27 protein-coding genes are annotated in these 25,269 nt (G+C 69.1%); 12 read left to right on the top strand and 15 right to left on the bottom strand.

The features are described from left to right. The first annotated feature begins 111 nt into the window (after nt 1-111). The 5 genes from ACT535_RS09975 to ACT535_RS09955 all read left to right on the top strand — a co-directional run bounded on the left by ACT535_RS09975 (nt 112) and on the right by ACT535_RS09955 (nt 6,487). On the top strand, nt 112-576 hold the full coding sequence (locus ACT535_RS09975) for an Lrp/AsnC family transcriptional regulator (protein ID WP_168458761.1): 465 nt from the start codon (nt 112-114) through the stop codon (nt 574-576). Nucleotides 577-602: 26 nt separating this feature from the next. Continuing rightward, nucleotides 603-1,412, top strand: a complete 810-nt coding sequence (locus ACT535_RS09970; RefSeq protein WP_476364232.1) for a DUF72 domain-containing protein — start codon at nt 603-605, stop codon at nt 1,410-1,412. A gap of 137 nt (nt 1,413-1,549) precedes the next feature. Beyond that, complete coding sequence (locus tag ACT535_RS09965) at nt 1,550-2,590, top strand: HlyD family secretion protein (protein WP_476364231.1); 1,041 nt, start codon at nt 1,550-1,552, stop codon at nt 2,588-2,590. Then, entirely contained in the window at nt 2,587-5,316 is a 2,730-nt protein-coding gene (gene rbbA / locus ACT535_RS09960; protein WP_476364230.1) for a ribosome-associated ATPase/putative transporter RbbA, read from the top strand. The genes ACT535_RS09965 and rbbA overlap by 4 nt, the downstream gene beginning before the upstream one ends. 1 nt (nt 5,317) lies before the next feature. Further along, complete coding sequence (locus tag ACT535_RS09955) at nt 5,318-6,487, top strand: ABC transporter permease (RefSeq protein WP_168458446.1); 1,170 nt, start codon at nt 5,318-5,320, stop codon at nt 6,485-6,487. Nucleotides 6,488-6,500: 13 nt separating this feature from the next. On the opposite strand, the gene ACT535_RS09950 is transcribed toward ACT535_RS09955, so the two are convergent. The 3 genes from ACT535_RS09950 to ACT535_RS09940 form a co-directional block, all read right to left on the bottom strand. After that, nucleotides 6,501-6,947, bottom strand: coding sequence for an RrF2 family transcriptional regulator (locus tag ACT535_RS09950; protein ID WP_168458447.1), 447 nt, complete (start codon nt 6,945-6,947; stop codon nt 6,501-6,503). A 75-nt stretch (nt 6,948-7,022) separates the two neighbouring features. Beyond that, a complete protein-coding gene (locus tag ACT535_RS09945; RefSeq protein ID WP_476325769.1) occupies nt 7,023-7,577 on the bottom strand; it encodes a septation protein A in 555 nt (184 codons plus the stop codon). A 167-nt stretch (nt 7,578-7,744) separates the two neighbouring features. Further along, nucleotides 7,745-8,416 (bottom strand): transglycosylase domain-containing protein, encoded by a 672-nt coding sequence (locus tag ACT535_RS09940; protein WP_476364229.1) that lies wholly within the window; start codon nt 8,414-8,416, stop codon nt 7,745-7,747. A gap of 127 nt (nt 8,417-8,543) precedes the next feature. Here ACT535_RS09940 and ACT535_RS09935 point away from each other — a divergent pair, with 127 nt between their 5' ends. Beyond that, nucleotides 8,544-9,470 carry a polyprenyl synthetase family protein gene (locus ACT535_RS09935; protein ID WP_476364228.1) on the top strand — a complete coding sequence of 309 codons (927 nt, stop codon included), beginning with the start codon at nt 8,544-8,546 and terminating at the stop codon, nt 9,468-9,470. Nucleotides 9,471-9,536: 66 nt separating this feature from the next. Here ACT535_RS09935 and ACT535_RS09930 read toward each other — a convergent pair whose 3' ends face one another. From ACT535_RS09930 to ACT535_RS09900, 7 genes are all read right to left on the bottom strand, one after another. Then, nucleotides 9,537-10,160 carry a 2,3-bisphosphoglycerate-dependent phosphoglycerate mutase gene (locus ACT535_RS09930; RefSeq protein ID WP_168458450.1) on the bottom strand — a complete coding sequence of 208 codons (624 nt, stop codon included), beginning with the start codon at nt 10,158-10,160 and terminating at the stop codon, nt 9,537-9,539. Nucleotides 10,161-10,177: 17 nt separating this feature from the next. Next, entirely contained in the window at nt 10,178-11,005 is an 828-nt protein-coding gene (dapB, locus tag ACT535_RS09925; RefSeq protein WP_168458451.1) for a 4-hydroxy-tetrahydrodipicolinate reductase, read from the bottom strand. 26 nt (nt 11,006-11,031) lie between these two features. Continuing rightward, the gene (locus ACT535_RS09920) at nt 11,032-11,673 is read right to left on the bottom strand and encodes a DUF1330 domain-containing protein (RefSeq protein WP_476364227.1); all 642 of its coding nucleotides are present in this window, start codon (nt 11,671-11,673) and stop codon (nt 11,032-11,034) included. Between the two features lie 13 nt (nt 11,674-11,686). Continuing rightward, on the bottom strand, nt 11,687-12,409 hold the full coding sequence (gene pyrF / locus ACT535_RS09915) for an orotidine-5'-phosphate decarboxylase (protein ID WP_476364226.1): 723 nt from the start codon (nt 12,407-12,409) through the stop codon (nt 11,687-11,689). Then, complete coding sequence (locus ACT535_RS09910; RefSeq protein WP_476364225.1) at nt 12,406-12,987, bottom strand: histidine phosphatase family protein; 582 nt, start codon at nt 12,985-12,987, stop codon at nt 12,406-12,408. Before ACT535_RS09910 ends, pyrF begins: the two co-directional genes overlap by 4 nt. Nucleotides 12,988-13,068: 81 nt before the next feature. Further along, the gene (locus tag ACT535_RS09905; protein ID WP_168458454.1) at nt 13,069-13,686 is read right to left on the bottom strand and encodes an rRNA adenine N-6-methyltransferase family protein; all 618 of its coding nucleotides are present in this window, start codon (nt 13,684-13,686) and stop codon (nt 13,069-13,071) included. Nucleotides 13,687-13,750: 64 nt separating this feature from the next. Continuing rightward, nucleotides 13,751-14,395, bottom strand: coding sequence for a TetR/AcrR family transcriptional regulator (locus ACT535_RS09900; RefSeq protein ID WP_476364224.1), 645 nt, complete (start codon nt 14,393-14,395; stop codon nt 13,751-13,753). An 80-nt stretch (nt 14,396-14,475) separates the two neighbouring features. Here ACT535_RS09900 and ACT535_RS09895 point away from each other — a divergent pair, with 80 nt between their 5' ends. Further along, the gene (locus ACT535_RS09895) at nt 14,476-15,453 is read left to right on the top strand and encodes an NAD-dependent epimerase/dehydratase family protein (protein WP_476364223.1); all 978 of its coding nucleotides are present in this window, start codon (nt 14,476-14,478) and stop codon (nt 15,451-15,453) included. Between the two features lie 13 nt (nt 15,454-15,466). Here the strand turns inward: ACT535_RS09895 and dnaJ are convergent, their stop codons facing one another. From dnaJ to dnaK, 3 genes are all read right to left on the bottom strand, one after another. After that, nucleotides 15,467-16,609, bottom strand: a complete 1,143-nt coding sequence (gene dnaJ, locus ACT535_RS09890; RefSeq protein ID WP_168458764.1) for a molecular chaperone DnaJ — start codon at nt 16,607-16,609, stop codon at nt 15,467-15,469. Nucleotides 16,610-16,613: 4 nt separating this feature from the next. Beyond that, on the bottom strand, nt 16,614-17,063 hold the full coding sequence (locus tag ACT535_RS09885; protein WP_168458456.1) for a hypothetical protein: 450 nt from the start codon (nt 17,061-17,063) through the stop codon (nt 16,614-16,616). A 75-nt stretch (nt 17,064-17,138) separates the two neighbouring features. Next, nucleotides 17,139-19,034, bottom strand: a complete 1,896-nt coding sequence (dnaK, locus tag ACT535_RS09880; protein ID WP_168458457.1) for a molecular chaperone DnaK — start codon at nt 19,032-19,034, stop codon at nt 17,139-17,141. Nucleotides 19,035-19,252: 218 nt separating this feature from the next. On the opposite strand from dnaK, the gene pncA reads away from it, so the two are divergent. After that, on the top strand, nt 19,253-19,915 hold the full coding sequence (gene pncA / locus ACT535_RS09875) for a bifunctional nicotinamidase/pyrazinamidase (RefSeq protein ID WP_476364222.1): 663 nt from the start codon (nt 19,253-19,255) through the stop codon (nt 19,913-19,915). 7 nt (nt 19,916-19,922) lie between these two features. Here the strand turns inward: pncA and ACT535_RS09870 are convergent, their stop codons facing one another. Together ACT535_RS09870 and ACT535_RS09865 are read right to left on the bottom strand one after the other, a co-directional pair. Next, on the bottom strand, nt 19,923-20,306 hold the full coding sequence (locus ACT535_RS09870) for a VOC family protein (RefSeq protein ID WP_476364221.1): 384 nt from the start codon (nt 20,304-20,306) through the stop codon (nt 19,923-19,925). 76 nt (nt 20,307-20,382) lie between these two features. After that, on the bottom strand, nt 20,383-20,898 hold the full coding sequence (locus tag ACT535_RS09865; RefSeq protein ID WP_476364220.1) for a hypothetical protein: 516 nt from the start codon (nt 20,896-20,898) through the stop codon (nt 20,383-20,385). Between the two features lie 187 nt (nt 20,899-21,085). Here ACT535_RS09865 and ACT535_RS09860 point away from each other — a divergent pair, with 187 nt between their 5' ends. The 4 genes from ACT535_RS09860 (at nt 21,086) to ACT535_RS09845 (ending at nt 25,263) form a co-directional block, all read left to right on the top strand. Beyond that, nucleotides 21,086-21,718, top strand: coding sequence for an alpha-ketoglutarate-dependent dioxygenase AlkB (locus ACT535_RS09860; protein WP_210254435.1), 633 nt, complete (start codon nt 21,086-21,088; stop codon nt 21,716-21,718). 112 nt (nt 21,719-21,830) lie between these two features. Continuing rightward, nucleotides 21,831-22,793, top strand: coding sequence for a hypothetical protein (locus ACT535_RS09855; protein WP_476364219.1), 963 nt, complete (start codon nt 21,831-21,833; stop codon nt 22,791-22,793). A 68-nt stretch (nt 22,794-22,861) separates the two neighbouring features. After that, nucleotides 22,862-24,247 (top strand): sensor histidine kinase, encoded by a 1,386-nt coding sequence (locus ACT535_RS09850; protein WP_476364218.1) that lies wholly within the window; start codon nt 22,862-22,864, stop codon nt 24,245-24,247. Beyond that, complete coding sequence (locus tag ACT535_RS09845; protein WP_476364217.1) at nt 24,244-25,263, top strand: NADH-quinone oxidoreductase subunit B family protein; 1,020 nt, start codon at nt 24,244-24,246, stop codon at nt 25,261-25,263. The genes ACT535_RS09850 and ACT535_RS09845 overlap by 4 nt, the downstream gene beginning before the upstream one ends. Nucleotides 25,264-25,269 lie beyond the last annotated feature (6 nt).

Below are 25,269 nucleotides of genomic sequence, written 5' to 3'. Positions count from 1 at the left end.
TCGGCCCGGCGCCGAGTGTAGCGTGGCCGAAGCGGCGTTTCCGGCCGAATCGGCCTTACCTCGCCGCGATCTGCGCCATAAAATGCTGCGGACCGCAGCCACCGGAGCAGGATCATGCGCCTCGACGCAATCGACCGGAAGATCCTCGCCGCGCTGCAGGCGGATGGGCGCAAGAGCATCGCGGAACTGTCGGGCGAAGTGGGCCTCTCCCCGTCGCCGTGCCTCAGGCGCGTGAAGGCGCTGGAGGAGGAAGGCCTGATCTCGCGCTATGCCGCGGTCCTCGACCAGCGCAAGGCCGGGCTGCCGGTGAGCGTGTTCGTCTCCATCAAGCTGGAACGCCAGCAGGAGGAGGCGCTGGATGCCTTCTCGGCGGCCATACGGGGCTGGCCGGAGGTGCTGGAATGCTATCTGATGACCGGCCCGCGCGATTACCTTTTACGGGTGGTGGCGGCCGATCTCGATGCCTATGAGCGCTTCCTGAAGGAGAAGCTCACGCGGCTCGACGGCATCGCCTCCATCGAAAGCTCCTTCGCGCTGGAACAGGTGAAATATTCCCACGTCCTGCCGCTGCCGTGACGGCCGGGACGCCAGAGGAGGAAGAGATGGCCATACGCGTCGGCATCGGCGGCTGGACGTTCGAGCCGTGGCGCGGCGTCTTCTATCCGGAAGGCCTGCCCCATGCGAAGGAGCTGCGGCACGCCGCCTCCGTGCTGAAGACCATCGAGATCAACGGCACCTTCTATCGCACACCCTCGGCCAAATCCTGCGCCGACTGGGCGCGGCAAGTGCCGGACGGCTTCGTCTTCGCGCTCAAGGCGACGCGCTACGTCACCCAGCGCCGCGTGCTGGCGGAGGCGGAGGAGAGCGTCGGCAAATTCATCGCCAGCGGCATCGTCGAGATGGGCGACCGGCTCGGCCCCATCAACTGGCAGTTCGCGGCGACGAAAGCGTTCGACCCGGACGACATGGCCGCCTTCATGGCGCTGCTGCCGAAGGCGCACGAAGGCGTCGCCCTGCGCCATGCGTTGGAGGTGCGCCACCCCTCGTTCGTGGTGCCCGAGTTCGTGGAACTGGCCCGCAAGCATGGCGTCGCCATCGTCTTCGCCGACCACGAGACCTATCCCGCCATCCCCGACCTGACGGCGAACTTCACTTACGCCCGCCTCCAGCAGACCCAGGAGGAGATCGAGACCGGCTATGGCGCCGCCGATCTCACCCGCTGGGCGAAGGCGGCCAAGGCGTGGGAGGACGGCAAGGTGCCCGATGGGCTGCCCGAGATTGGTACGCCCGACAAGAAAGCGAAGGGGAAGAAGGCGGCCAAACGCGATGTCTTCCTCTACCTCATCGCCGGTGCCAAAGTGCGCAACCCGGCGGGCGCCATCGCCTTGCAGCGGGAGGCGGACGGCGGGTGAACAGCCGTTGACCTCAATCAACGCCAGACGTGTGCGCTGCGGTAAAGTGTTGACACAGAGACGGTCCCCGACGCCCCGCGGGAGTGCCATTCTCGATCGGCATCGCGGGGGCGTGCCAGCCCCCTGAAGGTGTCCCTATGAAGCGCTCCCTCGCCATTCTTGCCGTCATCGTCGCCCTCGCGGCCGCAGGCGGCGCCGGAGCGTGGTATCTCGCGCACCGCAGCCGCGCCCTGCCCCCCGGCTTTGCCGAGGGCAACGGACGCATCGAGGCCACCGAGGTGGACGTGGCCACCAAGGCCGCCGGCCGGGTGCTGGACGTGCTCGCCGAGGAAGGCGACTTCATCAAGCAGGGCCAGGTGGTCGCGCACATGGACGTCTCGGACCTCGAGGCGGCCCTGCGCACGGCGGACGCGCAGGCCGCGCAGGCGCGCCAGTCCCGTGACACGGCCTTCCATGTGGTGGAGCAGCGCAAGGGCGAGCTGGACCTCGCCACCAAGGAGCTGGAGCGGCAGGAAACCCTCGTCGCCAAGGGCTTCGCCACCGAGCAGAAGGTGGACCAGTATCGCACCACCAAGCTCACCGCCGCCGCCGCGCTGGCCGCCGCCCAGTCGAGCCTTGCGGCGAGCGAGAGCGCCATCCGCGCGGCGGAAGCCGAGGTGGACCGCCTGAAGCGCCTCGTGGCCGATGGCACCCTCATCGCCCCCAAGTCGGGCCGGGTCATCTATCGGCTCGCCGAGCCGGGCGAGGTGCTGGGCGCGGGCGGCAAGGTGATGACCTTCATCGACCTTTCCGACGTCTACATGACCATCTTCATGCCCGCCGCCGACGCCGGGCGCATCGGCCTCGGCACACCGGCGCGGCTGCTGCTGGAGCCCCTGCCCGACCGCGCGGTGCCGGCCGCCGTCTCCTTCGTCTCGGCCCGCGCCCAGTTCACCCCCAAGCAGGTGGAAACCCAGCGCGAGCGCGACCGCATGATGTTCCGCGTGAAGCTGCGCATCTCCCGGCCGCTGGTCGAGAAGTATCTGGAGCATGTGAAGACCGGCGTCACCGGCGTCGGCTATGTGCGGCTCGATCCCGCCGCCCAGTGGCCCGCGTGGCTTGAGTCCGACCTCGTGCGCGACGCCGCCGATGCCGACGCCAAGGACGCGGGAGCCAAGGATACGGGAGCGCAAAAGTGAGCGAGGCCGCTGAGGCGGCGCGCGCCAGCGCCGTCCGGCTCGCCGGCATCCGCCACGCCTATGGAAAGACGCAGGCGGTGGACGGGGTGGACCTTGCCATTGAGGAAGGCGCCGCCGTCGCCCTCGTCGGGCCGGACGGGGTGGGCAAGTCCACCCTGCTCGGCCTCATCGCCGGGGCGAAACGCATGCAGACCGGCCAGGTAGAGGTGCTGGGGGCGGACTTCTCGTCCCGCCGCGCGCGGGAAGAGGCGCAGCCGCGCATCGCCTTCATGCCGCAGGGGCTGGGACGCAACCTCTACCCCAACCTCTCGGTGGCCGAGAACATCGCCTTCTTCGCCCGCCTGTTCGGCGAGGATGCCGCCACCAAGGGCGCGCGCGTCGCGCCGCTGCTCGCCGCCACGGGGCTCGACCCGTTTGCCGACCGGCTCATGCGCAAGCTCTCCGGCGGCATGAAGCAGAAGCTTGGCCTGTGCTGCGCGCTGGTCCACGACCCCGACCTTCTGCTGCTGGACGAGCCCACCACCGGCGTCGATCCCCTCTCCCGACGGCAGTTCTGGGACTTCGTGGACACCATTCGCGCCGACCGCCCGCACCTCACCCTCCTCGTCGCCACCGCCGATATGGAGGAGGCCGCCCGCTTCGGCCGGGTGGTGCTGATGGACAACGGCCGCATCCTCGCCGACGGCAGCCCCGCCGAGCATCTCGCCCGCACCGGCCAGCCGACCCTGGAGCGCGCCTTCATCGCCCTGCTCCCGGAAGGCCAGCGCGGCGACGGCGAAGCAGCCCTGCCGGTGGCGGCCATTCCGGCCGACGCGCCGGTGGCCATCGAATCCCGCGGCCTCACCCGCCGCTTCGGTGATTTCGTCGCGGTGGACGATGTGAGCTTCACCATCCGCCGCGGCGAGATCTTCGGCTTCCTCGGCTCCAACGGCTGCGGCAAGTCCACCACCATGAAGATGCTCACCGGACTGCTGCCGGCGAGTTCCGGCGAGGCGCTGCTCTTCGGCGTGCCGGTGGACCCCAAGGACATCGAGACGCGCCGGCGCGTCGGCTACATGTCGCAGGCCTTCTCGCTCTATGGCGAACTCACCGTCCGGCAGAATCTGGAGCTGCACGCGCGCCTGTTCGCTTTGCCCGAGGAGGCAGCGAAAAAGCGCATCGCCGATCTCGTCGCCACCTTCGACCTCACCGACCATCTCGACGACCTCTCTGACGGCCTGCCGCTGGGCGTGCGCCAGCGCCTGTCGCTGGCGGTGGCGGTGCTGCACGAGCCGGAGGTGCTGATCCTCGACGAGCCCACCTCCGGCGTCGATCCGGTGGCCCGCGACGGCTTCTGGGACCATCTCCAGCGGCTCTCCCGCGAGGAGGGCGTGACCATCTTCGTCTCCACCCATTTCATGGGCGAGGCGGAGCGCTGCGACCGCATCTCCTTCATGCACGCTGGCCGCGTCATCGCCACCGGCACGCCGGAGGCGCTGAAGGCGGCAAAGCAGGCCGCCAGCCTCGAAGAAGCGTTCGTCGCCTATATGGAGATGGGCGGCCGCGCCGCCGGCACCGAAGCCCGGCTGCCGCCGCCCCAGCCCCGACCCGGTGGCAAGCCGTCCGCCTTCTCGCCCCGCCGGCTCGCCGCCTATGCCTGGCGCGAGACGCTGGAACTGAAGCGCGACCCGGTGCGCCTCGCCTTCGCGCTGCTCGGCACCGCGTTCCTGATGATCATCTTCGGCTACGGCATCACGCTCGACGTGGACCGCCTGCGCTTCGCCGTGCTCGACCGCGACCAGACCCCGGAAAGCCGCGCCTATATCGACGGCTTCGCCCACTCCACCTATTTCCGCATCCAGCCGCCGCTGACCTCGCCGGACGACCTCGACCAGCGGCTGAAATCCAACGCCATCGCCTTCGCCATCGAGCTGCCGCCGAGCTTCGGCGCAGACCTGCGCTCCGGGCGGCAGACGGAAGTGCTGGTGACCATTGACGGCGCCATGCCGTTCCGGGCGGAGACCATCAAGGGCTATGTGGAGGCGGTCCACACCCTCTTCCTCGCCGATGCGGCGCAGGCGGCGGGGCGCGCCTATTCCGCCTTCGCCGGGCTGGAGATGCGCTACCGCTACAACCAGTCCTTCCGCAGCCTCGATGCCATGGTGCCGGCCAACATCGCGCTGATGCTCATCTTCATCCCGGCCATCCTCACCGCGCTCGGGGTGGTGACGGAGAAGGAGCTGGGCTCCATCACCAACCTCTACGTCACCCCGGTGACGAAGCTGGAATTCCTCCTGGGCAAGCAGGCGCCCTATGTGGGCGTGGCGCTGTTCAACTTCGTGGTCATGGTGCTGATGGCGCTGTTCCTGTTCGGGGTGCCGCTGAAGGGCTCGTTCCTCGGGCTGGCGCTGGGCGCCTTCGCCTATGTGCTGGCGACCACCGCCATCGGGCTCGTCTCCTCCACCCTCACCAACACGCAGGTGGCGGCGCTGTTCGGCACGGCCATCGGCACCATGATGCCCGCCACCCAATTCTCCGGCATGCTCCAGCCGGTGGCCTCGCTGGAGGGCGGGGGATGGGTGCTCGGCACCTTCTTCCCCACCACCTATTTCATGCGGGTGAGCGTCGGCGCCTTCACCAAGGGGCTGAGCTTCACCGAGCTTGTGCCCTTCATCCTGGCCACCGCCGCCTTCTGGCCGGCGCTGCTCGCCATCGCCTTCCTCATCCTGCGCAAGCAGGAGACCTGACATGGCCGCGCCCGCCCCCTCCCCCCTCAAGGCGAAGACGCCCCGCCGCCTGCCGCTGGCCAATGTCCACTGGCTGGTGGGCAAGGAACTGCTCGGCCTGTGGCGCGACCGGGCGCTGCTGGTGCTGGTGGTCTACGCCTTCACCCTCGCCATCGTGCTGCAGGCGAACGGCATGAAGCACGATCTCAACCGCGCCGCCGTGGCGGTGGTGGACGAGGACAATTCCGCCCTCTCCAACGCCATCCTCGACGCGCTGCTGCCGCCCTCCTTCCAGCGCCCGGTGCCCATCGCCCCGCAGGACGTGGACCCGGTGATGGATGCGGCGCGCTACACCTTCGTGCTCAACTTCCCGCCCAACTTCCAGGCGGACGTGCTCGCCGGCCGCAGCCCCGAGGTGCAACTGCTCATCGACGCCACGGCGCTGATGCAGGCCGGGCTCGGGGCCAACGACATCTCCGCCATCTTCCAGACCGAGGTGAACCGCTTCGTGCTGCGCCATTCCGAAGGCGTGGCGAGCCCGGTCAACCTCCAGATCCGCGCCGCCTTCAACCAGGGGCTGGAATCCTCCTGGTTCACCGGCACCATGGGTCTCATCACCAACATCACCATGCTCTCGGTGCTGCTGGCCGGTGCGGCGCTGATCCGCGAGCGCGAGCACGGCACGCTGGAGCACCTGCTGGTGCTGCCGGTGCGTCCGTCCGAGATCATGCTGGCGAAGGTGGTGGCGAACGGGGCGGTGATCCTCGTCGCCACCCTGGTCAGCCTCATCGCCGTGCTGAAAGGGGTGCTGGGCGTCGCCATCGCGGGCTCGATCCCGCTGTTCCTGGCGGGGGCCGCGCTCTATCTCTTCTTCACCGCGTCGCTGGGCATCTTCCTCGGCACGCTGGCCGGCTCCATGCCGCAGTTCGGGCTGCTGTTCTTCCTCGTGGTGCTGCCCATGAACATGCTGTCGGGCGGCTTCACGCCGCTGGAGAGCATGCCGCAATGGCTGCAGGTGGCCATGCAGGCCTCGCCCTCCACCCAGTTCGTGGCCTTCGCGCAGGCCATTCTCTACCGGGGCGCGGGGCTGGAGACGGTATGGCCGCGCTTCGCCGCCACCTTCGGCATCGGCGCGCTGTTCTTCGCCGTGGCGCTGGCCCGCTTCCGCACCTTCCTCGCCGCGCAGCAGTGAGGAAGGGTGGGGCTCAGATGTAGTCCACGAAAGAGGCGAGCTGTTCCTGGGAGAGGTCCCGCATCTGGGCGAGGGTGTAGGTGTCGAGCACCGTGCCGATGGCGTCGCGCACCCGCACCATGAGCAGGCGCACCTCGCAAGTGGCGATGTCGCAATCCTCGCACGGCTCGTAGGCGTTGCGGCTGGCGCAGGGGAAGGGCGCCAGCGGGCCATCCAAGGCGCGGATCATCTCGCCGACGATGATGTCGTCCGCGGGCTTGGCCAGCCGGTAGCCACCGAGCTTGCCCTTCTTGGACGACAGGAAGCCGGCGTTGCGCAGCTCGCCGAGGATCACGTCGAGGAATTTCTTCGGGATATTGTTGGCCTCGGCGATGTCCGCCACCTGCGTGGAGCCGCCCGGCGGCAGACGCGCCAGGTGGACCGCCGCCTTGAGACCGTATTTTCCCTTTTTCGTCAGCATGGAGCGCCCTCTTTCGGGCTTATGGGGACTGGGCGCGCCGCCGTCAACGGCGGGCGTGTGAAATTCTATCCGGCATCATTTGGCGCCGGAGCCGTCCTTCAGCTCATAGCGACTCATCAGCGGGGCCTGGGCGATGGCGAAGGCGAAGGTCATCGGCAGGTAGCCGAAGGTCTTGAAGGTGACCCAGGTGTCGGTGGAGACCGAGCGCCAGACGATCTCGTTCAGCACCGCCATCACCAGAAAGAAGATGCCCCAGCGGATGGTGAGCTTGTGCCACCCCTCGTCAGTGAGCTTCACCATGCCGTCGAAGACATAGGGCAGGAGCGGCTTACGGAACCAGAGCCCGCCGAGCAGCAGCACGCCGAACAGAGCATTCACCATGGTCGGCTTCAGCTTGATGAAATGGTCGTCCTGCAGCCACAGCGTCAGGCCGCCGAACACCATCACCACCAGCGCCGACACCAGCGGCATCACCGCGATGCGCCGGGCCAGCACCCACATGGCGCCGAGCGCGAGCAGCGTCGCCACCATGAAGACGCCGGTCGCCACATAGATGCCGCCCCGCCCATTGGCGATGAAGAACAGCACCAGCGGGCCGATCTCCAGGCCGATCTTGAGCCACGGGCTCATCTTGCGGGGAGCGGGCGCGGAGGCAGGCGCGGGCGAAGGGACTTGCGATTGGGTCATTCAGGCGGGCCGGCAGGAGAAAAATACCGCCGGGCCCGGCGGTTCAGCCGGAACGGCGCGACGTCCCCCATGTGGCGCGTGTCGGGCCAACAATCAAGCCGCGTGCGGGTTCAGCGCAGCGGACCGAGGCAGGCGACCAGTTCCGGCCCCTCCTTGGGCACCCGCGCCTGCAACCGGGACGCGAGGCGCTGGACGCCGGCGGTGGGATTGCCGGCATCGCGCCGGTGGGGATTGGGCAGCATCACCGCCAGCAGCGCCGCCTGCCGCGCCTCCACCTGCGCCGCCGGGATGCCGAAGGCGCGCCGGGCGCCGGCCTCCACGCCGAACTCCCCGTTCGGCCCCCATTCGGCGATGTTGAGATAGATCTCGATCAGCCGCCTCTTGCTCACCACCAGGTCGAGCCAGATGGCGAGCGGCATCTCGATGGCCTTGCGGATGTAGTCCCGCCCCGGCCACAGGAACAGGTTCTTGGCGATCTGCATGGGGATGGTGGAGGCGCCGCGGGTGTCTTCCAGATCGTCGGCCTTCTCAAGGGCCTCGCGCAGCTCGCCGATGTCGATGCCGATGTTCTGGCAGAAGCTCGCATCCTCCGAGGCGATGACGGTGCGCACCAGCGCCGGCGACATCTTCTCGATGGGGGTCCAGATGCGCTCCACCCGCTCCCCGGTGATCCAGCGGCCGATCATCAGCGTGGAGACCGGGTTGACGACGTTGTAGAGGACGGCGAGCAGCAGCGGGATGGCGGCGAGGACGAGCACCACCCGAAGCACCAGACGGATCATCCCCAGTCCTCCCCGCCGCCATGCGGCTTGACCTTGCCCCCTGGTTGAGGCACCCGGTGGCCCCGTCAACGGTGCGCCCGGCGCGGGCGTTCCCACCTTGCCCTTCTCAGCCACGCTAGGCCACCCGGTGACCTCTTCCCTCAAGGATCGTCTCGACGCCGCCGCCACCCTCACCGTAACCCGGCTCGCCGCCGCGCTCGGCGATGCGGCGCTCCCCGGCGAACGGCTGCGGCCGGAGCGCCTGATGGCCGCCATGCGCCACGGCGCGCTGGGTGGCGGTAAAAGGCTGCGGCCGTTCCTGGTGATCGAGGGGGCGGCCCTGTTCGGCCTCGCGCCGGACGCCGCCGTGACCGCCGCCACCGCCATCGAGTGCGTGCATTGCTATTCCCTCGTCCATGACGACCTGCCGGCCATGGACGACGACGACCTGCGCCGCGGCCGGCCCACGGTCCACAAGGCGTATGACGAGGCCACCGCCATCTTGGCCGGCGACGGGCTGCTGACCCTCGCCTTCGACCTCCTGGCGGGCGAGGACGCCCATCCCGACCCGGCCGTGCGCATCGCTTTGGTGCGGGCGCTGGCCCGGGCGGCGGGCATCGGCGGCATGGTGGGCGGTCAGATGCTGGACCTCGCCGCCGAAGGGCGCTTCTCCGGCGGCACGCCCCTCGCCCACGGCGAGGACGCCATCCGCGACCTGCAGGCCATGAAGACCGGCGCCCTGCTCGCCGTCTCGGCCGAGGCGGGCGCGCTCCTCGGCGGCGCCGATGCGGGCCAGCGCGCGGCGCTCCTCGCCTATGGGCGGGCGCTGGGCGCGGCGTTCCAGATCGCCGACGACATTCTGGATGTGGAAGGCACGGCGGAAGAGGTGGGCAAGAAGGTGGGCAAGGATGCCGCCGCCGGGAAGGCGACCTTGGTCTCCCGCCTCGGCCTGCCCGAGGCCCGCCGGCTGCTGGACCGTCTGGTGGCGGAGGCCGCCGAGGCGCTGGCGCCGTTCGGCGCGCGCGGCGAAATCCTCGCCGAGGCCGCCCGGTTCGTCGCCGCGCGGCGCAGCTGAGCGCATTTTCAGAAGGGAGCGGCCGGCGAGCCGGCCGCCTCCAAAGGCGTCCTCAGAGGGCCGTCCTCAGGCGGCGAGGTCGCGCCGGTCCTCGACGGTGGAATCGGCCCGCAGGCGGTAGACCATCGGCACGCCGGTGAGCACCTCGCGCTTCATGATGCCTTCGGGAGAGAGCTTCTCCAGCACCATGATGAGGGCGCGCAGCGAATTGCCGTGGGCGGTCACGATCGTGGTCTCGCCCCTCAGCACGCGCGGCAGGATCTCCTGATTGTAATAGGGCAGCGTGCGGGCCACCGTATCGCGCAGGCTCTCGCCGCCGGGCGGGGGAATGTCGTAGGAGCGACGCCACACGTGCACCTGCTCCTCGCCCCACTTGGCGCGGGCGTCGTCCTTGTTCAGGCCGGAGAGGTCGCCATAGTCCCGCTCGTTCAGCGCCTGGCTGGTCAGCGTCTCGACGCCCTCCTGCCCCATCTCGCCGAGCACCAGCGACAGGGTGCGCTGGGCGCGGGACAGGAGCGAGGTGAACGCCACGTCGAACTTCAGGCCTTCGGCCTTCAGCAGCGCGCCCGCGCGCTTTGCCTCCGCGACGCCCTGCTCGGTCAGGCCTGGGTCACGCCAGCCGGTGAAAAGGTTCTTCAGGTTCCACTCGCTCTGCCCGTGACGGACGAGGACGAGGATGCGATCCGACATGAAAAGTCTCCAGACGCTCAGAAATCGGCGAGGCCGAGCACATCGGCCATGGAATAGAGCCCCGGCTCCCGCTTGGTCTCTCCGCATTTCGTCCAACGGGCGGCGGTGAGCGCGCCATTGGCGAAGAGCGTGCGGTCCTCGGCCTTGTGAACCAGCTCGATGCGCTCGGAGGCGCCAGCGAAGATCACCATGTGCTCGCCCACCACGGAACCGCCGCGCAGGCTGGCGAAGCCGATATTGCCCTTCACCCGCGGCCCGGTGAGACCGTCACGGCCGCGCTCGGAACAGTCGTCCAGCTTGAGCTTGCGGCCCGCCGCCGCCGCCTCGCCGAGGAGCAGCGCGGTGCCCGAAGGCGCATCCACCTTGCGGTTGTGATGCATCTCGACAATCTCGATGTCGAAATCGTCGCCCAGCGTCGCCGCCACCCGGCGGGTGAGGGCGGCCAACAGGTTCACCCCGAGGCTCATGTTGCCGGACTTGACGATGACCGTGCGCAGCGCCGCATCGGCGATGGCGGCGTTGTCCTCGTTGGACAGGCCCGTGGTGCCTATCACATGGGCGATCCCGGCCTCGGCCAGGCGGCCGGCGAGGCGCACCGTGGCGGCGGGGGTCGAGAAGTCGATCACAACGTCGGTGCCGTTGAGCGCCGGGGCGACGTCGCTTTCCACGGTGACGCCGTTCGGGCCCGCGCCCGCCATCAGGCCGGCATCCTCGCCGAGATGGGCGGAGCCGGCATATTCCAGCGCCCCCACGAGCTTCAGCCCCTCGCTTTCGGCGATGGCGCGGATGAGGGTGCGGCCCATGCGGCCGCCGGCCCCGGCGATGACGATGCGCAGATCGGTCACGGGTGAGGTCCTTTGAATGGTCGCGTTCAGGCGGGGGGCAGCTCGTGCCCGGTATAGCCGGAGATGATGAGGAAGTCGGCTTCCGACGCTTCCTGCCGGATGGCCCGCGCCTTCTGGTAGGCGGGCGAGAAATAGCAGGCGCGCGCCGTCGCCACATCCTTGAATGCGGTGACGACATACCGCGAACGGCCGCGGCCTTCCAGGAGATGATTGCGCCCCCCGCGCACCAGGAACCACGCGCCGTATTCGGTGAAGGCTTCGGCGGCCGCCGCGGCGTAGTCCTTGTAGCGATCAGGGTCGGTCACATCCACCTTGACCATCCAGTAGCCGCGAGGGTGCTCGGGCGTGCCCTCCGGCGGCTCCGGCGAGAACTGCGGACCCTCGAAGCCCTCCACCGCGGCAAGGTCGGCGATGGCAGTGGCCCGGCGCAGGTCGCGCACGGTCTGGTATTCGGGCAAGTTGTAGGTGCTTAGCGCGTCCTCGTAGGAGGGCAGCTCCACAAGCACGTTGCGATGGCGCTTGATGCCTTCGAGCTGCTCGAAATCGCCCCCACGGATCACGAAGCGGAAGCCGTGCGAGCGCGCAAAGGCCAAATTCGCCTCGCGATAGGTGATGTAGTCCACCGGATTGACCACATCGAGATTGAGGAACCAGTAGCCCTTTGCCATCGCTCCGCCCCCGTCACGCACCCTGAAGTTCGGCAAGGATCGCCCGCGCCGCCGCCACCGGGTCCTCGGCCGCCGTCACCGGCCGGCCCACCACGATGCGGTCGGCGCCCGCCGCCAGCGCCTCGGCCGGCGTGGCGAAGCGCTTCTGGTCGCCCACGGCGGCGCCCTTGGGCCGCACGCCCGGCGTCACCACCCGCATGTCGGGGCCGAGGATGCCGCGCACCATGGCGGCATCCGTGGGGGCGCAGATGACGCCGGCGATGCCTGCCTCCCGCGCCTGCCCGGCGCGCAGGCGCACGGTCTCGGTCACACCGCCGACGACGCCGGTCGCAGCGAGGTCCGCATCGTCATAGGAGGTGAGCACGGTGACGCCCAGCACCTCCAGCTTGCTGCCGGCGGCGCCGCGCGCGGCGGCAGCCATGGTCATGGGGTAGGCATGGACGGTGAGGATGTCGAAGCCCCGCTCGGCGGCGGCGGCGGTCGCCCGCTCCACCGTGTTGCCGATGTCGTGGAGCTTGAGGTCGAGAAACACCTTCTTGCCGGCGGCGATGAGGTCGCCGGCAAGGTCGATGCCCCCCGAGACCGCCAGCTCCAGCCCGATCTTGTAGAAGCTCACCACATCGCCGAGCTGCGCGACGGCGGCCTCTGCGGCGGCGACGGAGGGATAGTCGAGGGCGACGATGAGCTTGTCGCGGACATCCGCGCGGATCGGGGTGTCCTGAGCAACCTGCGTCATGCCGTCTCCTCCATTGCGCGCCAGCGGTCCGGCCGCCGCGCCGGACCGGCGCGGAACCAGCAGCCGCCCCCGACCGGTGGCTGGTCGTGGACGCGGGAGATGGGGTAGCCCGCCAGGTGGCACAGAAGCAAGGTGCCCACCCCGCCATGGCCAACAAAGAGCAGGCGTTGCCCGGCCCCGCCGAGGGTCGCCAGCGCTGCCTCAACCGCCGCGACGATGCGGGCCTGCGCGTCCACCGCCCGCTCCCAGCCGCGCACGCTCTCGGTGGGGCGGGCGAAGAAGGCGTCGGCCATCTGCTGGAATTCGGCTTCGGGCAGGTAGCCGGTGGCGGAGCGGTCGTTCTCCTCCATGCCGTCGCGGATCACGACCGGAAGCCGCAGCGGCGCGGCAATGAGGGCCGCCGTCTCCTTCGCCTTCTCCTCGGTGGAGGAGATCACATGGCTGATGCCGGAGAGATCGAAGCGCGCGGCGAAGGCCAGCGTGCGCGCACGGCCAACGGCCGACAGCCCCCAGCGCGGCACGGGCACAGCCGGGTCCACCTGGACCTGCGGATGGGTCAGATAGAGGAAATCCGTCACGGGCGGCACCGGCGAGACTTGCAGCCGCGAGGCTCGCGGCGGCGAAACTGAGGTCCGGCGCCGGACCGGCCGGAAAGAGGATCAGGGCCGGCGATAGGCCCAGACGCGGGCCGGAGGAATGTTGCGCCACACGCGCGGGGAGCGCTCGCCCTCGATGGCGCCCGGGAGCAGCGGCACGGGGGAAACCACCGCATAGGTGAACTGCACGAAGGGCGTGCCGGGATGGGAGAGGTCGAACGCCTCGTTGACCATCCGATGGCGCTCGCTCTCCGGCATGGTGAAGAGCGGGAGCGAGGAGATGGTGCCCACCGCCTTGCCGGGCAGGCGGTCCTTCAGCGTCTTGCCGAGCTGGTAGGCGTCGCCGTTGATGACGGTGACACCGGGATAGCGCAGGCGCAGCAGGGCGCAGAATTCGGGGTTGTACTCGATCAGGAACAGGCGCTCGGGGGCAAACCCGCGCTGGATCAGCGCCTTGGTGACCGGGCCGGTGCCGGGTCCAAGCTCGATGACCGGGCCGTCCATCTTGGGATCGAGATAGCTCGCCATCATCTTGGCGAGTGCCGGGCTCGAGGGCGCGACCGCGCCGGTCTTGAGCGGATTCTGGAACCACGACTGCAGGAAACGCACCTCATCCTTGAGGTTCGGCTTCTGGAGCAGGGGCTTTTGAAGCGGCCTGCGGTGGTCGTGGGACTGGAGCATCAACTGCACCTCGGGCGCCCGAGCGGGTCGGATATCAGGCGCTTAGACGGGAAAGGGGGCGGGGTCAAGGTTCGCGGTCCGCGCGCAAGGCCCCGTGTAGCAGGTTGTCGAGCGCTCCCGAAAGAAGATCCTCCTCGGGCGCGACGAGAAAGGCGGAACAGGTCAGCTTCAGGCTGACCACGCCGTGCAGGACGATCCAGAACGTCAGGGCAAGGCCCTCCGGGTCGAGCCCCTCCCTCAGCCGACCGGCGGTCGCGAGATCCTGGAACACGCCGCCGATGAGCGCAAACGCCGCCGCCCCGGCCGCGTCCTTCCCCCCCAGAGCGGTGGCCGCGAAGCCCGGCTCCATGAAGATCAGCCGGTAGGTTTCGGGCTCGGCGCGCCCGAACGCCGCATAGGCCAGCGCCAGGGCCTTGAGCCGGTCCAGCGGGTCCGCGCTCTTCCCGGCCTCGGCAAGGCCATCGAGCAACGCGCGCATGCCGGCCTCGCCCAATTCATGGGCGATGGCCTCGCGATTCTCGAAATGAAGATAGAGCGCCGCGGCGGAATAGCCGGCGGCGTCGGCGATCCTTCGCATGGTGAGCGCCTCGAACCCCTGGTCGAGCACGATGCGGCGCGCTGCGGCGAGGATGCGTGCGCGGGCATCCTCCTTCCGGCGGGCGCGGGGCGAACCGCCGGCGGGCGGGGACGACGACTTCACTTCGGACACGACGGACCCTTGGCGCTTGACATGAACGATGTTCAGTTTATGAACGATGTTTAGTGAACACTGTTCAGGACTTTACCAATATGATCTCCCCCTCTCCCGTGCAAGCGGCCGACGCGCCCCGAATCGCTCTCCTGGGCGCAACCGGCGCCATCGGCGCGAGCATCGCCCAGGCCCTAAGCGCGGCCGACACGCCGTTCGCGGTGGCCGGGCGCTCCGCCGCCGGCCTCTCGGCCGCTTTCGGCGCGCTCCCCCTCGCCTCACCGCGCATCTGGAACCCGGACGATGCCGCAAGCCTGCGCGCGGCGGTGCGCGGGATGGATACGCTGGTCCACATGGTGGGCGTGCCCTATGACGCCTTCCACCTCCACCCCCGTCTCATGCGGGCCGTGGTCGAGGCGGCCGAGGCGGAAGGCGTGCGGCGGGTGCTGCTCATCGGCACCGCCTATCCCTTCGGCCGGCCGCAAGCGGAGCGGGTGGACGAGAGCCATCCGCGCGACCCACATACCTTCAAGGGGCGGATGCGCAAGGAGCAGGAGGACATCCTCATGGAGGCCGACGCGCGTAGCGCGCTCCAGGGCGCGATCCTGCGCCTCCCCGATTTCTACGGCCCGGGCGTGGAGCGCAGCTTCCTCGCCGACCTTTTCGCCGCCGCCGTGACGGGGCGCCGGGCCAAGGTGGTGGGGCCCATCGACACCCCGCACGAATTCGTCTTCGTGCCGGACGTGGGGCCGGTGGTGCGGGCCTTGCTGGAACGGGAGGACACCTTCGGCCGCACCTACAATCTCGCTGGCGCCGGAACGATCACGGTGCGGGAGGTGGCGCGGCAGGCCTATGCCCTTGCGGGAAGCACGCCGAAGCTGATGGTGGCGGGCAAGACGATGCTGCGCCTCGCCGGCCTGTTCGATCCGGTCATGCGCGAGCTGGTCGAGATGCACTATCTGATGACCACGCCGGTCATCTTCGACGGCAGTGCCCTCGAACGGGCCATAGGCCCCATCGCGAAGACGTCCTATGCGGACGGCATTGCGCAGTGCGTGGCCGCGGCGCGCGCCGGCTGACCGCCGGCGGGGATCACGCCCCCTCGCCGGCCGCGCCCTGGAAGAACTCCTTCACCTTGGCGAAGAAGCCGGCGGATTCGGGATGGGTCTCGCCGGAGCTTTCCTTGTCGAACTCGGCGAGCAGTTCCCTCTGACGCTTGGTCAGCTTCTGCGGCGTCTCCACCACCACCTGCACATACATGTCGCCAGCGGAGCGCGAGCGCAGGATGGGCATGCCCTTGCCGGAGAGGCGGAAGCGCTTCTGCGACTGGGTGCCCTCGGGGATCTTCACCTTGGTCTTGTCGCCGTCGATGGTCGGCACCTCCACCGAGCCGCCGAGGGCCGCCGTGACCATGGAGATGGGCACGCGGCAATAGAGATCCGCCCCTTCCCGCTGGAAGAAGGCGTGCGGCTCGATGGACAGGAAGATGTAGAGGTCGCCCGCCGGCCCGCCGCGCACGCCGGCCTCCCCCTCGCCGCCGAGGCGGATGCGGGTGCCGTCCTCGACGCCGGGCGGAATCTGCACGGAGAGGGTGCGCTCGCGCGTCACGCGCCCCGCGCCGGCGCAGGCGCCGCACGGGTCCTCGATGACGCTGCCGCGGCCCTGGCAGGTGGGGCAGGTGCGCTCCAGGGTGAAGAAGCCCTGCGCGTGGCGGATCTTGCCGGCGCCGCCGCAGGTGCGGCAGGCCTTCGGCTGGGTGCCGGGCTTGGCGCCGGAGCCGTTGCAGGCCTCGCACGACACCGAGGTGGGGATCTTGATCTGCGCCGTCTTGCCGACGAACGCGTCCTCCAGCGTGATCTCCATGTTGTAGCGCAGGTCGGAGCCACGCCCGCGCTGCTGGCCACCGCCGCCGCCGCGCCCGCGGCCCATGGCGCCGCCGAAGAGATCGTCGAAGATGTCGGCGAAGGAGGACGCGAAATCGTTGCCGAAGCCGGGGCCGCCGCCGCCGTTCTCGAACGCGGCATGGCCGAAGCGGTCATAGGCGGCGCGCTTCTGGGGGTCCTTCAAGACCTCGTAGGCCTCGTTGACCTCCTTGAACATCACCTCGGCTTCCGCATCGCCCTGGTTGCGGTCCGGATGCCACTTCATGGCGAGCTTGCGGTAGGAGGCCTTCAGCACCGTCTCGTCGGCGCCGCGATCGCAGCCGAGGGTTTCGTAATAGTCGCGCTTGGCCATGGCCTCAGAAGACCTCACTCAATTTCTCCGGCAGCGTCCGATCGATGATCGTCACTCCGGGCTGCTTTTCGCATTGCGCCATGCTTCGCCGATAATTCATCCAGGCGCCATTGGCCATACTTGTCGGCGACGTGCGCTTGTCCAAATGCTCATGGGCGAGGAGGGCAACCGCGGCCAAAGACGCGATCAACCCTGTACAAAAGATGCCACCCTCGTCCACCACCGCCTTGCCGCGCAGCACATCGAACTCGTCGAGTAGCGCGAGATGAAGTGTCATGAGGCGACGAGGCTTGTTGGTCTTGATCGCGTCGAGGAGCACCATTTCCGCGGTGATCGCCCGGTCGTAATGATATTGGGCGGTCAGGCGCCTTGGCTGGTCCGCACCTGCCGATGAAACGATAAAGGCGCCCGCTGCGGCGCCTATCAAGACCGTTGCCGCACGCTTCATCGTCATACCGCGATCCAATGCCTGCCCCGGTTCGCGCCGGGGCAGGCATCTTTCTGGACTCTCGTCCGTTTGGGCGAAGGATCAGGCCGACTTCTTCTTGTCGTCGTCGACCTCGGTGAACTCGGCGTCCACCACGTCGTCCTTCTTGGCCGCGCCGGGCTCCGCGCCGCCCTGCTGGGCCGCGTACATGGCCTCGCCGAGCTTGAGGGAGGCCTGGGCCAGGGTGTTGGTCTTGGCGGTGATGGCCTCCACGTCGTCGCCTTCCAGCGAGGACTTGAGGTCATTGAGCGCCGCCTCGATGGCACCCTTCTCCGCCGCGCCGACCTTGTCGCCATGCTCGGCGACGGCCTTCTCGGTGGAGTGGACGAGGGCTTCCGCGTGGTTCTTGGCTTCCACCAGGGCCCGACGCTTCTTGTCCTCGGCCGCGTGGGCCTCGGCGTCCTTCACCATCTTCTCGATGTCGGCGTCATTCAGGCCGCCCGAGGCCTGGATGCGGATCTGCTGTTCCTTGCCGGTGCCCTTGTCCTTGGCGGAGACCTGCACGATGCCGTTGGCATCGATGTCGAAGGTCACCTCCACCTGCGGCACGCCGCGGGGCGCCGGGGGAATGCCCATGAGGTCGAACTGGCCGAGGATCTTGTTGTCCGCCGCCATCTCGCGCTCACCCTGGAACACGCGGATCGTCACCGCGGTCTGGCCATCTTCCGCCGTGGAGAACACCTGGCTCTTCTTGGTGGGGATGGTGGTGTTGCGGTCGATGAGGCGGGTGAAGACACCGCCCAGCGTCTCGATGCCCAGCGACAGCGGGGTCACGTCGAGCAGCAGCACGTCCTTCACGTCGCCCTGGAGCACGCCCGCCTGGATGGCGGCGCCGATGGCGACCACCTCGTCCGGGTTGACGCCCTTGTGGGGCTCCTTGCCGAAGAACTGCTTCACCACTTCCTGCACCTTGGGCATGCGGGTCATGCCGCCGACGAGGACGACCTCGTCGATCTGCCCGGCGGTGAGGCCGGCATCCTTCAGCGCGAGCCGGCAGGGCTCGACGGTCCGCTGGATGAGGTCGTCCACCAGCGCCTCGAACTTGGCACGGGTGAGCTTCATGGTGAGGTGCTTCGGGCCGGTCGCATCCGCCGTGATGAACGGCAGGTTGATCTCGGTCTGCGTCGCGGACGACAGCTCGATCTTGGCCTTCTCGGCGGCTTCCTTCAGCCGCTGGAGGGCGAGCTTATCGTTGCGCAGGTCGATGCCCTGCTCCTTCTTGAACTCGTCGGCGAGGTAGCCGACGAGGCGCATGTCGAAGTCCTCGCCACCGAGGAAGGTGTCGCCGTTGGTGGACTTCACCTCGAACACGCCGTCGCCGATCTCCAGCACCGACACGTCGAAGGTGCCGCCGCCGAGGTCATAGACCGCGATGGTGCCGGCCGACTTCTTGTCGAGGCCGTAGGCGAGCGCCGCCGCGGTCGGCTCGTTGATGATGCGCAGCACCTCGAGGCCGGCGATCTTGCCGGCGTCCTTGGTGGCCTGGCGCTGGGCGTCGTTGAAGTAGGCGGGGACGGTGATGACCGCCTTTTCCACCTTCTCGCCCAGGAACGACTCGGCCGTCTCCTTCATCTTCTGCAGGATGAAGGCGGAGATCTGCGAGGGGGAATACTTCTTGCCGTCGGCTTCCACCCAGGCGTCGCCGTTGTCGGCGCGCACGATCTGGTACGGCACAAGGTTCTTGTCCTTGGCGACGGTCGGGTCGTCATAGCGGCGGCCGATGAGGCGCTTCACCGCGAAGAAGGTGCGCTCGGGATTGGTGACGCTCTGCCGCTTGGCAGGCTGGCCGACGAGACGCTCGCCGTCCTCCGTGAAGGCGACGATGGAGGGCGTGGTGCGCGCGCCCTCGGCGTTCTCGATGACTTTCGGGGTGGACCCCTCCATCACCGCGACGCAGGAATTGGTGGTGCCGAGGTCGATACCGATGATCTTGGCCATATGGTTCTCCTTGCCGGCAGGCCGACCGGGCCCTTTCGGCACCCGAGGTGGAACGTCGCGAGCCCCTCCCGCGACCGGTCCGCCGGCCCCCTGAAACTTAGAATTGGGGTTCGCCGCGAAAACGGCGATCGAGGCGCATATAGGGGGGGTGATTTGGCCCCGCAAGGCGTGGTAGCAGGCGCCACGCTCCATTTTTCACAGCCGCGCGAGGAAATCGGATGGCCCCCTCGAAGCCAGCCGCCGGGCCGGGTCCCGGCGCCGATCCGCACGCCGCCCTCGTGCTCGTGGATCTGCAGGTCGACTTCCTGCCTGGCGGCGCCCTTGCGGTACCCGCCGGCGACGAGGTGGTGCCCCTCGCAAACCGGCTTGCCACAAGCTTCCGCAACGTGATCCTGACGCAGGACTGGCACCCGCGCGGCCACGTCTCCTTCGCCTCGACCCATGCGGGCCGGGCGGCCTACGACATGATCGACCTGCCGTATGGCCCGCAGATCCTCTGGCCGGACCACTGCCTGCAGGGCACGCCGGGCGCTGCCTTCGCGCCTGGCCTCGACGTGCCGCACGCCCAATTGGTGGTCCGCAAGGGCCACCACACGGCCATCGACAGCTATTCCACCTTCTACGAGGCGGACCGCACCACCCCCACCGGCCTCGCTGGATACCTCCGGGAGCGAGGGATCGATACGGTGTATCTCGCCGGCCTCGCCCTCGATTTCTGCGTGTCGTGGTCGGCGGTGGATGCCGCCCGGCACGGTTTTACCACCTATGTGATCGAGGACGCCTGCCGGTCCATCGACGTGGACGGCTCGCTCGCGGCCGCCCTTGCCGACATGGAGCGGGTCGCGGTCCGCCGGCTGGCGACGACGGACCTGCTCGCCTGACGCCCGGTCAGTCCTGATCGGCGGCGGTCATCATGCCGAACGGCGCGCCGGTGGCATCGCAGACGATGGCGATGCGGCCGACGCCGGGAATGTCGAAAGGCTCGCGGATCACCTGCCCACCCGCCGCCTTCAGCCGTTCCACGCGCGCGGCCACGTCGTCCACATTGATGTAGCTGAACCAGTGGGGCGGCACCTGCGGCGGCAAGATGTCGGTCTTGTCCATCATCCCGGCCACCGGCTCGCCGCCGAGGGTCGCGACATAATAGGCGTGGCCGCCGTCCATGGGCATTTCGCTGAAGGTCCAGCCCAGCGTCGCGGCATAGAAGGCCTGGGCCTTCTCCACGTCGTCGGTCATCAGCTCGTTCCAGTAGAATTTCCCGTGCGGGCCCATGGCGCCTCCCTCGAACGGCCGGATGGCCGGCGGCACTATGCCCGAGGCACGGCGCCGCCGCCACGCGGCGCGAGGCTTACTCCACGATCAGGATGATCCGGCGCGAGCGCGGCTCCACCACCGCCGCCTCGTTGCCGGGGAGCGTGACGTAGCGGTATTGGGAGAGGCCGGGGTCCGGCGCATAGCCCGCTTGGTCCAAGGTCTGATAGCCGTCATCGTCGCCGAAATCCGGCTCGTAGGCCGGCTGGCCATAGCCCGGCCGCCCCACCGCCTGTCCGTAGCGGCCATAAGGCTCCGGTGCGGGACCGAAGCGGCGCAGGTCCACATCCGGCGGCACCACCGCGCCAACCTCCGCCACGAAGCCGCCGGGAATGTACGCAGGCGGAACCGGGTGGCGGACCACATAGGTCTCGATGTAGCGCCGCTGCACCGGCGTGAACGTCACATAGCCGCCCGGGACCGCCACCGTGGTCTGGGCTGCGGCGGGCGCGACGCTTCCGGCGACGACCAGCGGGACGAAAGCGACGGCGGCGAGGCCGGACAGCACGACGCCGCGAGAGACAAGACCAATCGACAGGAGATGATTGCGCATGACGACAACTCCTCTTCCCGACCCCAGCACCGGGAGGCATCGTCCGCGTGGATTCTGTCGGCATATGGCCGAAACTTCAGATGAAATATATAGTTACTACCTTGTTAAAACCGGCGCCGGGACAAGGGAAAGCCACCATGCCGCTGCCGCTTCCTCTTCAATTCGCCACCATCGCGTGGCTTGAGGGATGACGGGATCTTTGGCGGGCGCCCTCGAACTCCAGCCCGGCGCCCTCTGGTTCCGCGAGGCGCTGGACCGGGAAGCCCAGGCGGCGCTGCTCGCCGACATCCGCTTGGTGCTCGACGACGCACCTCTTTTCACCCCCACCATGCCTCGCTCCGGCCAGCCGTTTTCCGTGCGCATGAGCAATTGCGGGCCGCTCGGCTGGGTGTCGGATGCCACCGGCTACCGCTACCAGAGCTTCCATCCGGACACGCGCCGCCCTTGGCCAGCCATGCCGCCGCGGCTGCTGGAACTATGGGAGCGCCTTGCCGGCGGGGCGCCGCCGCCCGAGGCATGCCTCATCAATTATTATGCGCCCGACGCCCGCATGGGCCTGCATCAGGACCGCGACGAGGCCGATTTCACCGCGCCGGTCCTGTCCGTGTCGCTGGGTGACACCGCCGTCTTCCGCGTGGGCGGCGAGACGCGGCGGGGGCCGACGCGCTCCATCCACCTCGCCTCGGGCGACGTCTTCCTGCTGTCGGGACCGAGCCGCCTCGCGTTCCACGGCATCGACCGCCTGCTGCCCGGCACGTCCCGCCTGCTGGCGGAGGGTGGGCGCTTCAACCTCACGCTGCGACGCGTCACCGCCGCGTGATCGGCCACTTTTCCGCCACGTCATTCACAGAAAAGCCGGATTATCACCGGACACAGTTGAACCGGCCCGCTGGCGAAGGCCCGCTTGGGCCGGGTTCCCGCCGGAGCCCTCGATGCGCCTCGTCTCCAAGTCCGCCTCTTTCTCCGCCTTCTTCTCCGCAGCCTTCGCCCTTTTGCTCGCCGTCACGCTGGCGCTGCCGGCTGGAGCCGTGGAGCTGATGTATCCGCGCGGCTCCGCCCTCGGCCTCGTGCCGCCGCCGGGCATGGTGGAGAGTAACCAGTTCGCCGGCTTCGAGGACGACGACACCAAGTCCTCCATCCTGATCGTGGACATGCCGGCCGATGCCTATGATCAGCTCCTGCCCGGCTTCAGCGCACAGGCCCTGAGTACGAGGGGCGTGACCCTGGAAGACCGCGAGGACTTCCCGCTCAAGGACGCGAAGGCGGTCCTGTTCATCGGCCGGCAGACCGCCGGGCCGGTCACCGTGCGCAAATGGGTGCTGCTGGTGGGCAGCGACAAGGGAACGGGCATCGTCACCGTGCAGGTGCCGGAGACGGGCGCCGCGGCCTATCCCGACAAGGTGGTGCGGGAGGCTTTGGCGAGCATCACTTTCCGCAACGTGGCCGATCAGGCGGGCTCCCTTCCCTTCGCGGTTACCAACCTCGCCGGCTTCCGCCCGGTGCGGGCGCTGGGCGGCACGACGCTGCTGCTCACCGACGGACCGAAGGATGCCCTCGACGGCCCCGACCAGCCGGTGTTCGTCGTCTCCATCGCCGGCGGGGCGCCGCGCGACGACGAGCGCCGCCAGTTCGCGCTGCGCGCCCTCTCCACCATTCCCGGCGTGAAGGACCTCAAGCTCGACCGCGCCGAGCCCCAGCGCATCAATGGACAGGCCGGCTTCGAGGTGATGGCCACCGGCGCCGACGCCCGCACCGGCGTGCCCATCAAGGTGGTGCAGTGGATCCGCTTCGGACCCACCGCCTATATCCGCATGGTGGGCGTGACCAAGCTCGACGCCTTCCCCGACGTCTACGACCGCCTGCGCGCGCTCCGGGACGGCGTGGAGTCCCGCTGAGGGGCGCATTGCGCCGGTACCGCAAGCGGGATTACCCTTCGCGGTCACTTTTCCGCCGGGGACCGCTCATGCCCATGTCCGGGCCCAAGGATACACTGAGGGATCCGCTGCCCGACAGCGCGCTCCCCCTGCCGCGGGCGGGGGCGGACTTCGGCGCCATCGATGCGGACGAGGCGTGGATCGCCGTCATCCGCAAGATGGACGAGACCTACGCGGAGCTGGTCCGCCAGCAGGTGGAGTTGGAGGCCAAGAACACCGCGCTGGAAGAAGCGCAGGGCTTCATCGCCGGCCTCCTCGGCTCCATGACCGACGTGCTGGTGGCGTGCGACCTCTCCGGCCGGGTGGAGCAGGTGAACCTCGCCGCGGAACGCGCCTTCGGCCAGAGGGCCGAGGCTCTGCTGGGCCGTCCCCTGTCCGATCTGCTCGATGCCTCCTCCGAGACCACGGCGGCGGACGTGCTCGCCACCGTCGCGCGGCGCCAGCGCATCGCCGATCGCGAGTTCACTCTGGCGACGCCGGACGGGCCGCTCGCCATCGCCGTCAACGGCGCGCTTCGGTTCGATCCGCGCGGGCGCGCGGTGGGCATCGTGCTGGTGGGCCGCCCCATCGGCGAGCTGCGCGCCGCCTACGGCGCCCTCGCCAAGGCCCACGAGCACCTGAAGCGCACCCAGCAGCAATTGGTCCATGCCGAGAAGATGGCTTCCCTCGGCCGCCTGGTGGCCGGCGTCGCCCATGAGCTGAACAATCCCATTTCCTTCGTCTACGGCAACGCCCATGCGATGAAGCGCTATGCCGAGCGGCTGATCGCCTATCTCGATCAGGTCCATGCGGGCGCGGACGGCGCGGCGCTGGCGAAGGCGCGGGGCGAATTGCGCATCGACCGTGCGCTGTCCGACATCCCCGCCACCCTCTCCGGCATGCTGGAGGGTGCCGAGCGCGTGCGCGACATCGTGGCGGACCTGCGCCGCTTCTCCTCCGACCGGCGCGAGGCGCGGGAGGTGTTCGACCTCGCCGGCGTGGTGCGCTCGGCGGTGGACTGGGTGGCCAAATCCCAGATGCCAGACCTGCCCATCACCGTCGCCGTGCCCGAGGGCTTGGAAGCGGTGGGCCATCCCGGCCATATCCATCAGGTGATGATGAACCTCGTGCAGAACGCCGTGGACGCCATGGAGGGGCGCCCCGACCGTCGCCTCGAGATCACCGGCACCCGCTTCCACACGCCGGACGGGCTCCAGGTGGCGGTGCGCGTGCGTGACACCGGGCCGGGCATTCCCGACGCGCTCATGGACCGCATCTTCGACCCCTTCTTCACCACCAAGCCGGTGGGCAAGGGCACCGGCCTCGGCCTCTCCATCTGCTACCGCATCGCCGAGGAGCACGAGGGGCGGCTCGAAGCCGCGAACCACCCCGAGGGCGGTGCCATCCTCTCCCTCGTGCTGCCGGCGGCGCCATGATGCGGGACTTGAACGCGCCCTTCACCGTGCTCTGGCTGCAGTCGGGCGGCTGCGGCGGCTGCACCATGTCGCTGCTCTGCGCCGAGGCGCCGGACCTCGCCGCGACGCTCGCCTCCGCCAATATCCGCTTCCTGTGGCACCCCACCCTCTCCGAGGAGACGGGAGACGAGGCCATCGCCGTTTTCGAGGCGGTGCTTTCCGGCGATATAAGGCTCGATGCCCTGTGCATCGAGGGCGCGCTTTTGCGGGGGCCGAACGGCACCGGCCGCTTCCACATGCTCGCGGGTACCAACACCGCCACCATCGACTGGGTGCGCCGGCTCGCCGCCGTGGCGGAGCACGTGGTGGCGGTGGGCACCTGCGCGGCCTATGGCGGAGTGACGGCGGCGGGGGTCAATCCGGCCGACGCCTGCGGCCTGCAATATGACGGGCGCCGGCCCGGGGGCGCGCTCGGCGCTGATTTCCGCGCCCGCGCCGGCCTGCCGGTCATCAATGTGGCCGGCTGCCCGACCCATCCCAACTGGGTGACGGAAACGCTGATGCTGCTCTCCGCCGGCCTGCTGCACGGTGGCGACCTCGACAGCTACGGCCGCCCGCGCTTCTACGCCGACCACCTCGTCCACCACGGCTGCCCGCGCAACGAATATTACGAGTACAAGGCCAGCGCCGAGAAGATGAGCGACCTCGGCTGCATGATGGAGCATCTCGGCTGCCTCGGCACCCAGGCCCACGCGGACTGCAACACCCGCCTGTGGAACGGCGAAGGCTCCTGCACCCGCGGCGGCCACGCCTGCATCAACTGCACCGCGCCCGAGTTCGAGGAGCCGGGCCACGCCTTCATCGAGACGCCGAAGATCGGCGGCATCCCCGTGGGCCTGCCCACCGACATGCCGAAAGCGTGGTTCATCGCCCTCTCCTCCCTCGCCAAGGCCGCGACGCCCGAGCGCCTGCGCCGCAATGCTGTGAGCGACCACGTGGTGACCCCACCTGCCGTCCGGGACATCAAGAAGCGATGAGCCGGG

The organism is Xanthobacter sp. DMC12 (assembly GCF_056314105.1).
This window is presented reverse-complemented; position numbering and strand designations above follow the sequence as displayed.

Bases quoted from the DNA above. Each gene is read 5' to 3' on its own strand.
- dnaK (WP_168458457.1), bottom strand. From the start codon at position 19,034: ATGGCCAAGATCATCGGTATCGACCTCGGCACCACCAATTCCTGCGTC.
- pncA (WP_476364222.1), top strand. From the start codon at position 19,253: ATGGCCCCCTCGAAGCCAGCCGCCGGGCCGGGTCCCGGCGCCGATCCG.
- ACT535_RS09865 (WP_476364220.1), bottom strand. From the start codon at position 20,898: ATGCGCAATCATCTCCTGTCGATTGGTCTTGTCTCTCGCGGCGTCGTG.
- ACT535_RS09950 (WP_168458447.1), bottom strand. From the start codon at position 6,947: ATGCTGACGAAAAAGGGAAAATACGGTCTCAAGGCGGCGGTCCACCTG.
- ACT535_RS09945 (WP_476325769.1), bottom strand. From the start codon at position 7,577: ATGAGCCCGTGGCTCAAGATCGGCCTGGAGATCGGCCCGCTGGTGCTG.
- ACT535_RS09965 (WP_476364231.1), top strand. From the start codon at position 1,550: ATGAAGCGCTCCCTCGCCATTCTTGCCGTCATCGTCGCCCTCGCGGCC.
- ACT535_RS09955 (WP_168458446.1), top strand. From the start codon at position 5,318: ATGGCCGCGCCCGCCCCCTCCCCCCTCAAGGCGAAGACGCCCCGCCGC.
- ACT535_RS09920 (WP_476364227.1), bottom strand. From the start codon at position 11,673: ATGGCAAAGGGCTACTGGTTCCTCAATCTCGATGTGGTCAATCCGGTG.
- ACT535_RS09895 (WP_476364223.1), top strand. From the start codon at position 14,476: ATGATCTCCCCCTCTCCCGTGCAAGCGGCCGACGCGCCCCGAATCGCT.
- pyrF (WP_476364226.1), bottom strand. From the start codon at position 12,409: ATGACGCAGGTTGCTCAGGACACCCCGATCCGCGCGGATGTCCGCGAC.
- ACT535_RS09885 (WP_168458456.1), bottom strand. From the start codon at position 17,063: ATGACGATGAAGCGTGCGGCAACGGTCTTGATAGGCGCCGCAGCGGGC.
- ACT535_RS09930 (WP_168458450.1), bottom strand. From the start codon at position 10,160: ATGTCGGATCGCATCCTCGTCCTCGTCCGTCACGGGCAGAGCGAGTGG.
- ACT535_RS09970 (WP_476364232.1), top strand. From the start codon at position 603: ATGGCCATACGCGTCGGCATCGGCGGCTGGACGTTCGAGCCGTGGCGC.
- ACT535_RS09870 (WP_476364221.1), bottom strand. From the start codon at position 20,306: ATGGGCCCGCACGGGAAATTCTACTGGAACGAGCTGATGACCGACGAC.
- ACT535_RS09845 (WP_476364217.1), top strand. From the start codon at position 24,244: ATGATGCGGGACTTGAACGCGCCCTTCACCGTGCTCTGGCTGCAGTCG.
- ACT535_RS09855 (WP_476364219.1), top strand. From the start codon at position 21,831: ATGCGCCTCGTCTCCAAGTCCGCCTCTTTCTCCGCCTTCTTCTCCGCA.
- ACT535_RS09940 (WP_476364229.1), bottom strand. From the start codon at position 8,416: ATGATCCGTCTGGTGCTTCGGGTGGTGCTCGTCCTCGCCGCCATCCCG.
- ACT535_RS09860 (WP_210254435.1), top strand. From the start codon at position 21,086: ATGACGGGATCTTTGGCGGGCGCCCTCGAACTCCAGCCCGGCGCCCTC.
- ACT535_RS09850 (WP_476364218.1), top strand. From the start codon at position 22,862: ATGCCCATGTCCGGGCCCAAGGATACACTGAGGGATCCGCTGCCCGAC.
- dnaJ (WP_168458764.1), bottom strand. From the start codon at position 16,609: ATGGCCAAGCGCGACTATTACGAAACCCTCGGCTGCGATCGCGGCGCC.
- ACT535_RS09905 (WP_168458454.1), bottom strand. From the start codon at position 13,686: ATGCTCCAGTCCCACGACCACCGCAGGCCGCTTCAAAAGCCCCTGCTC.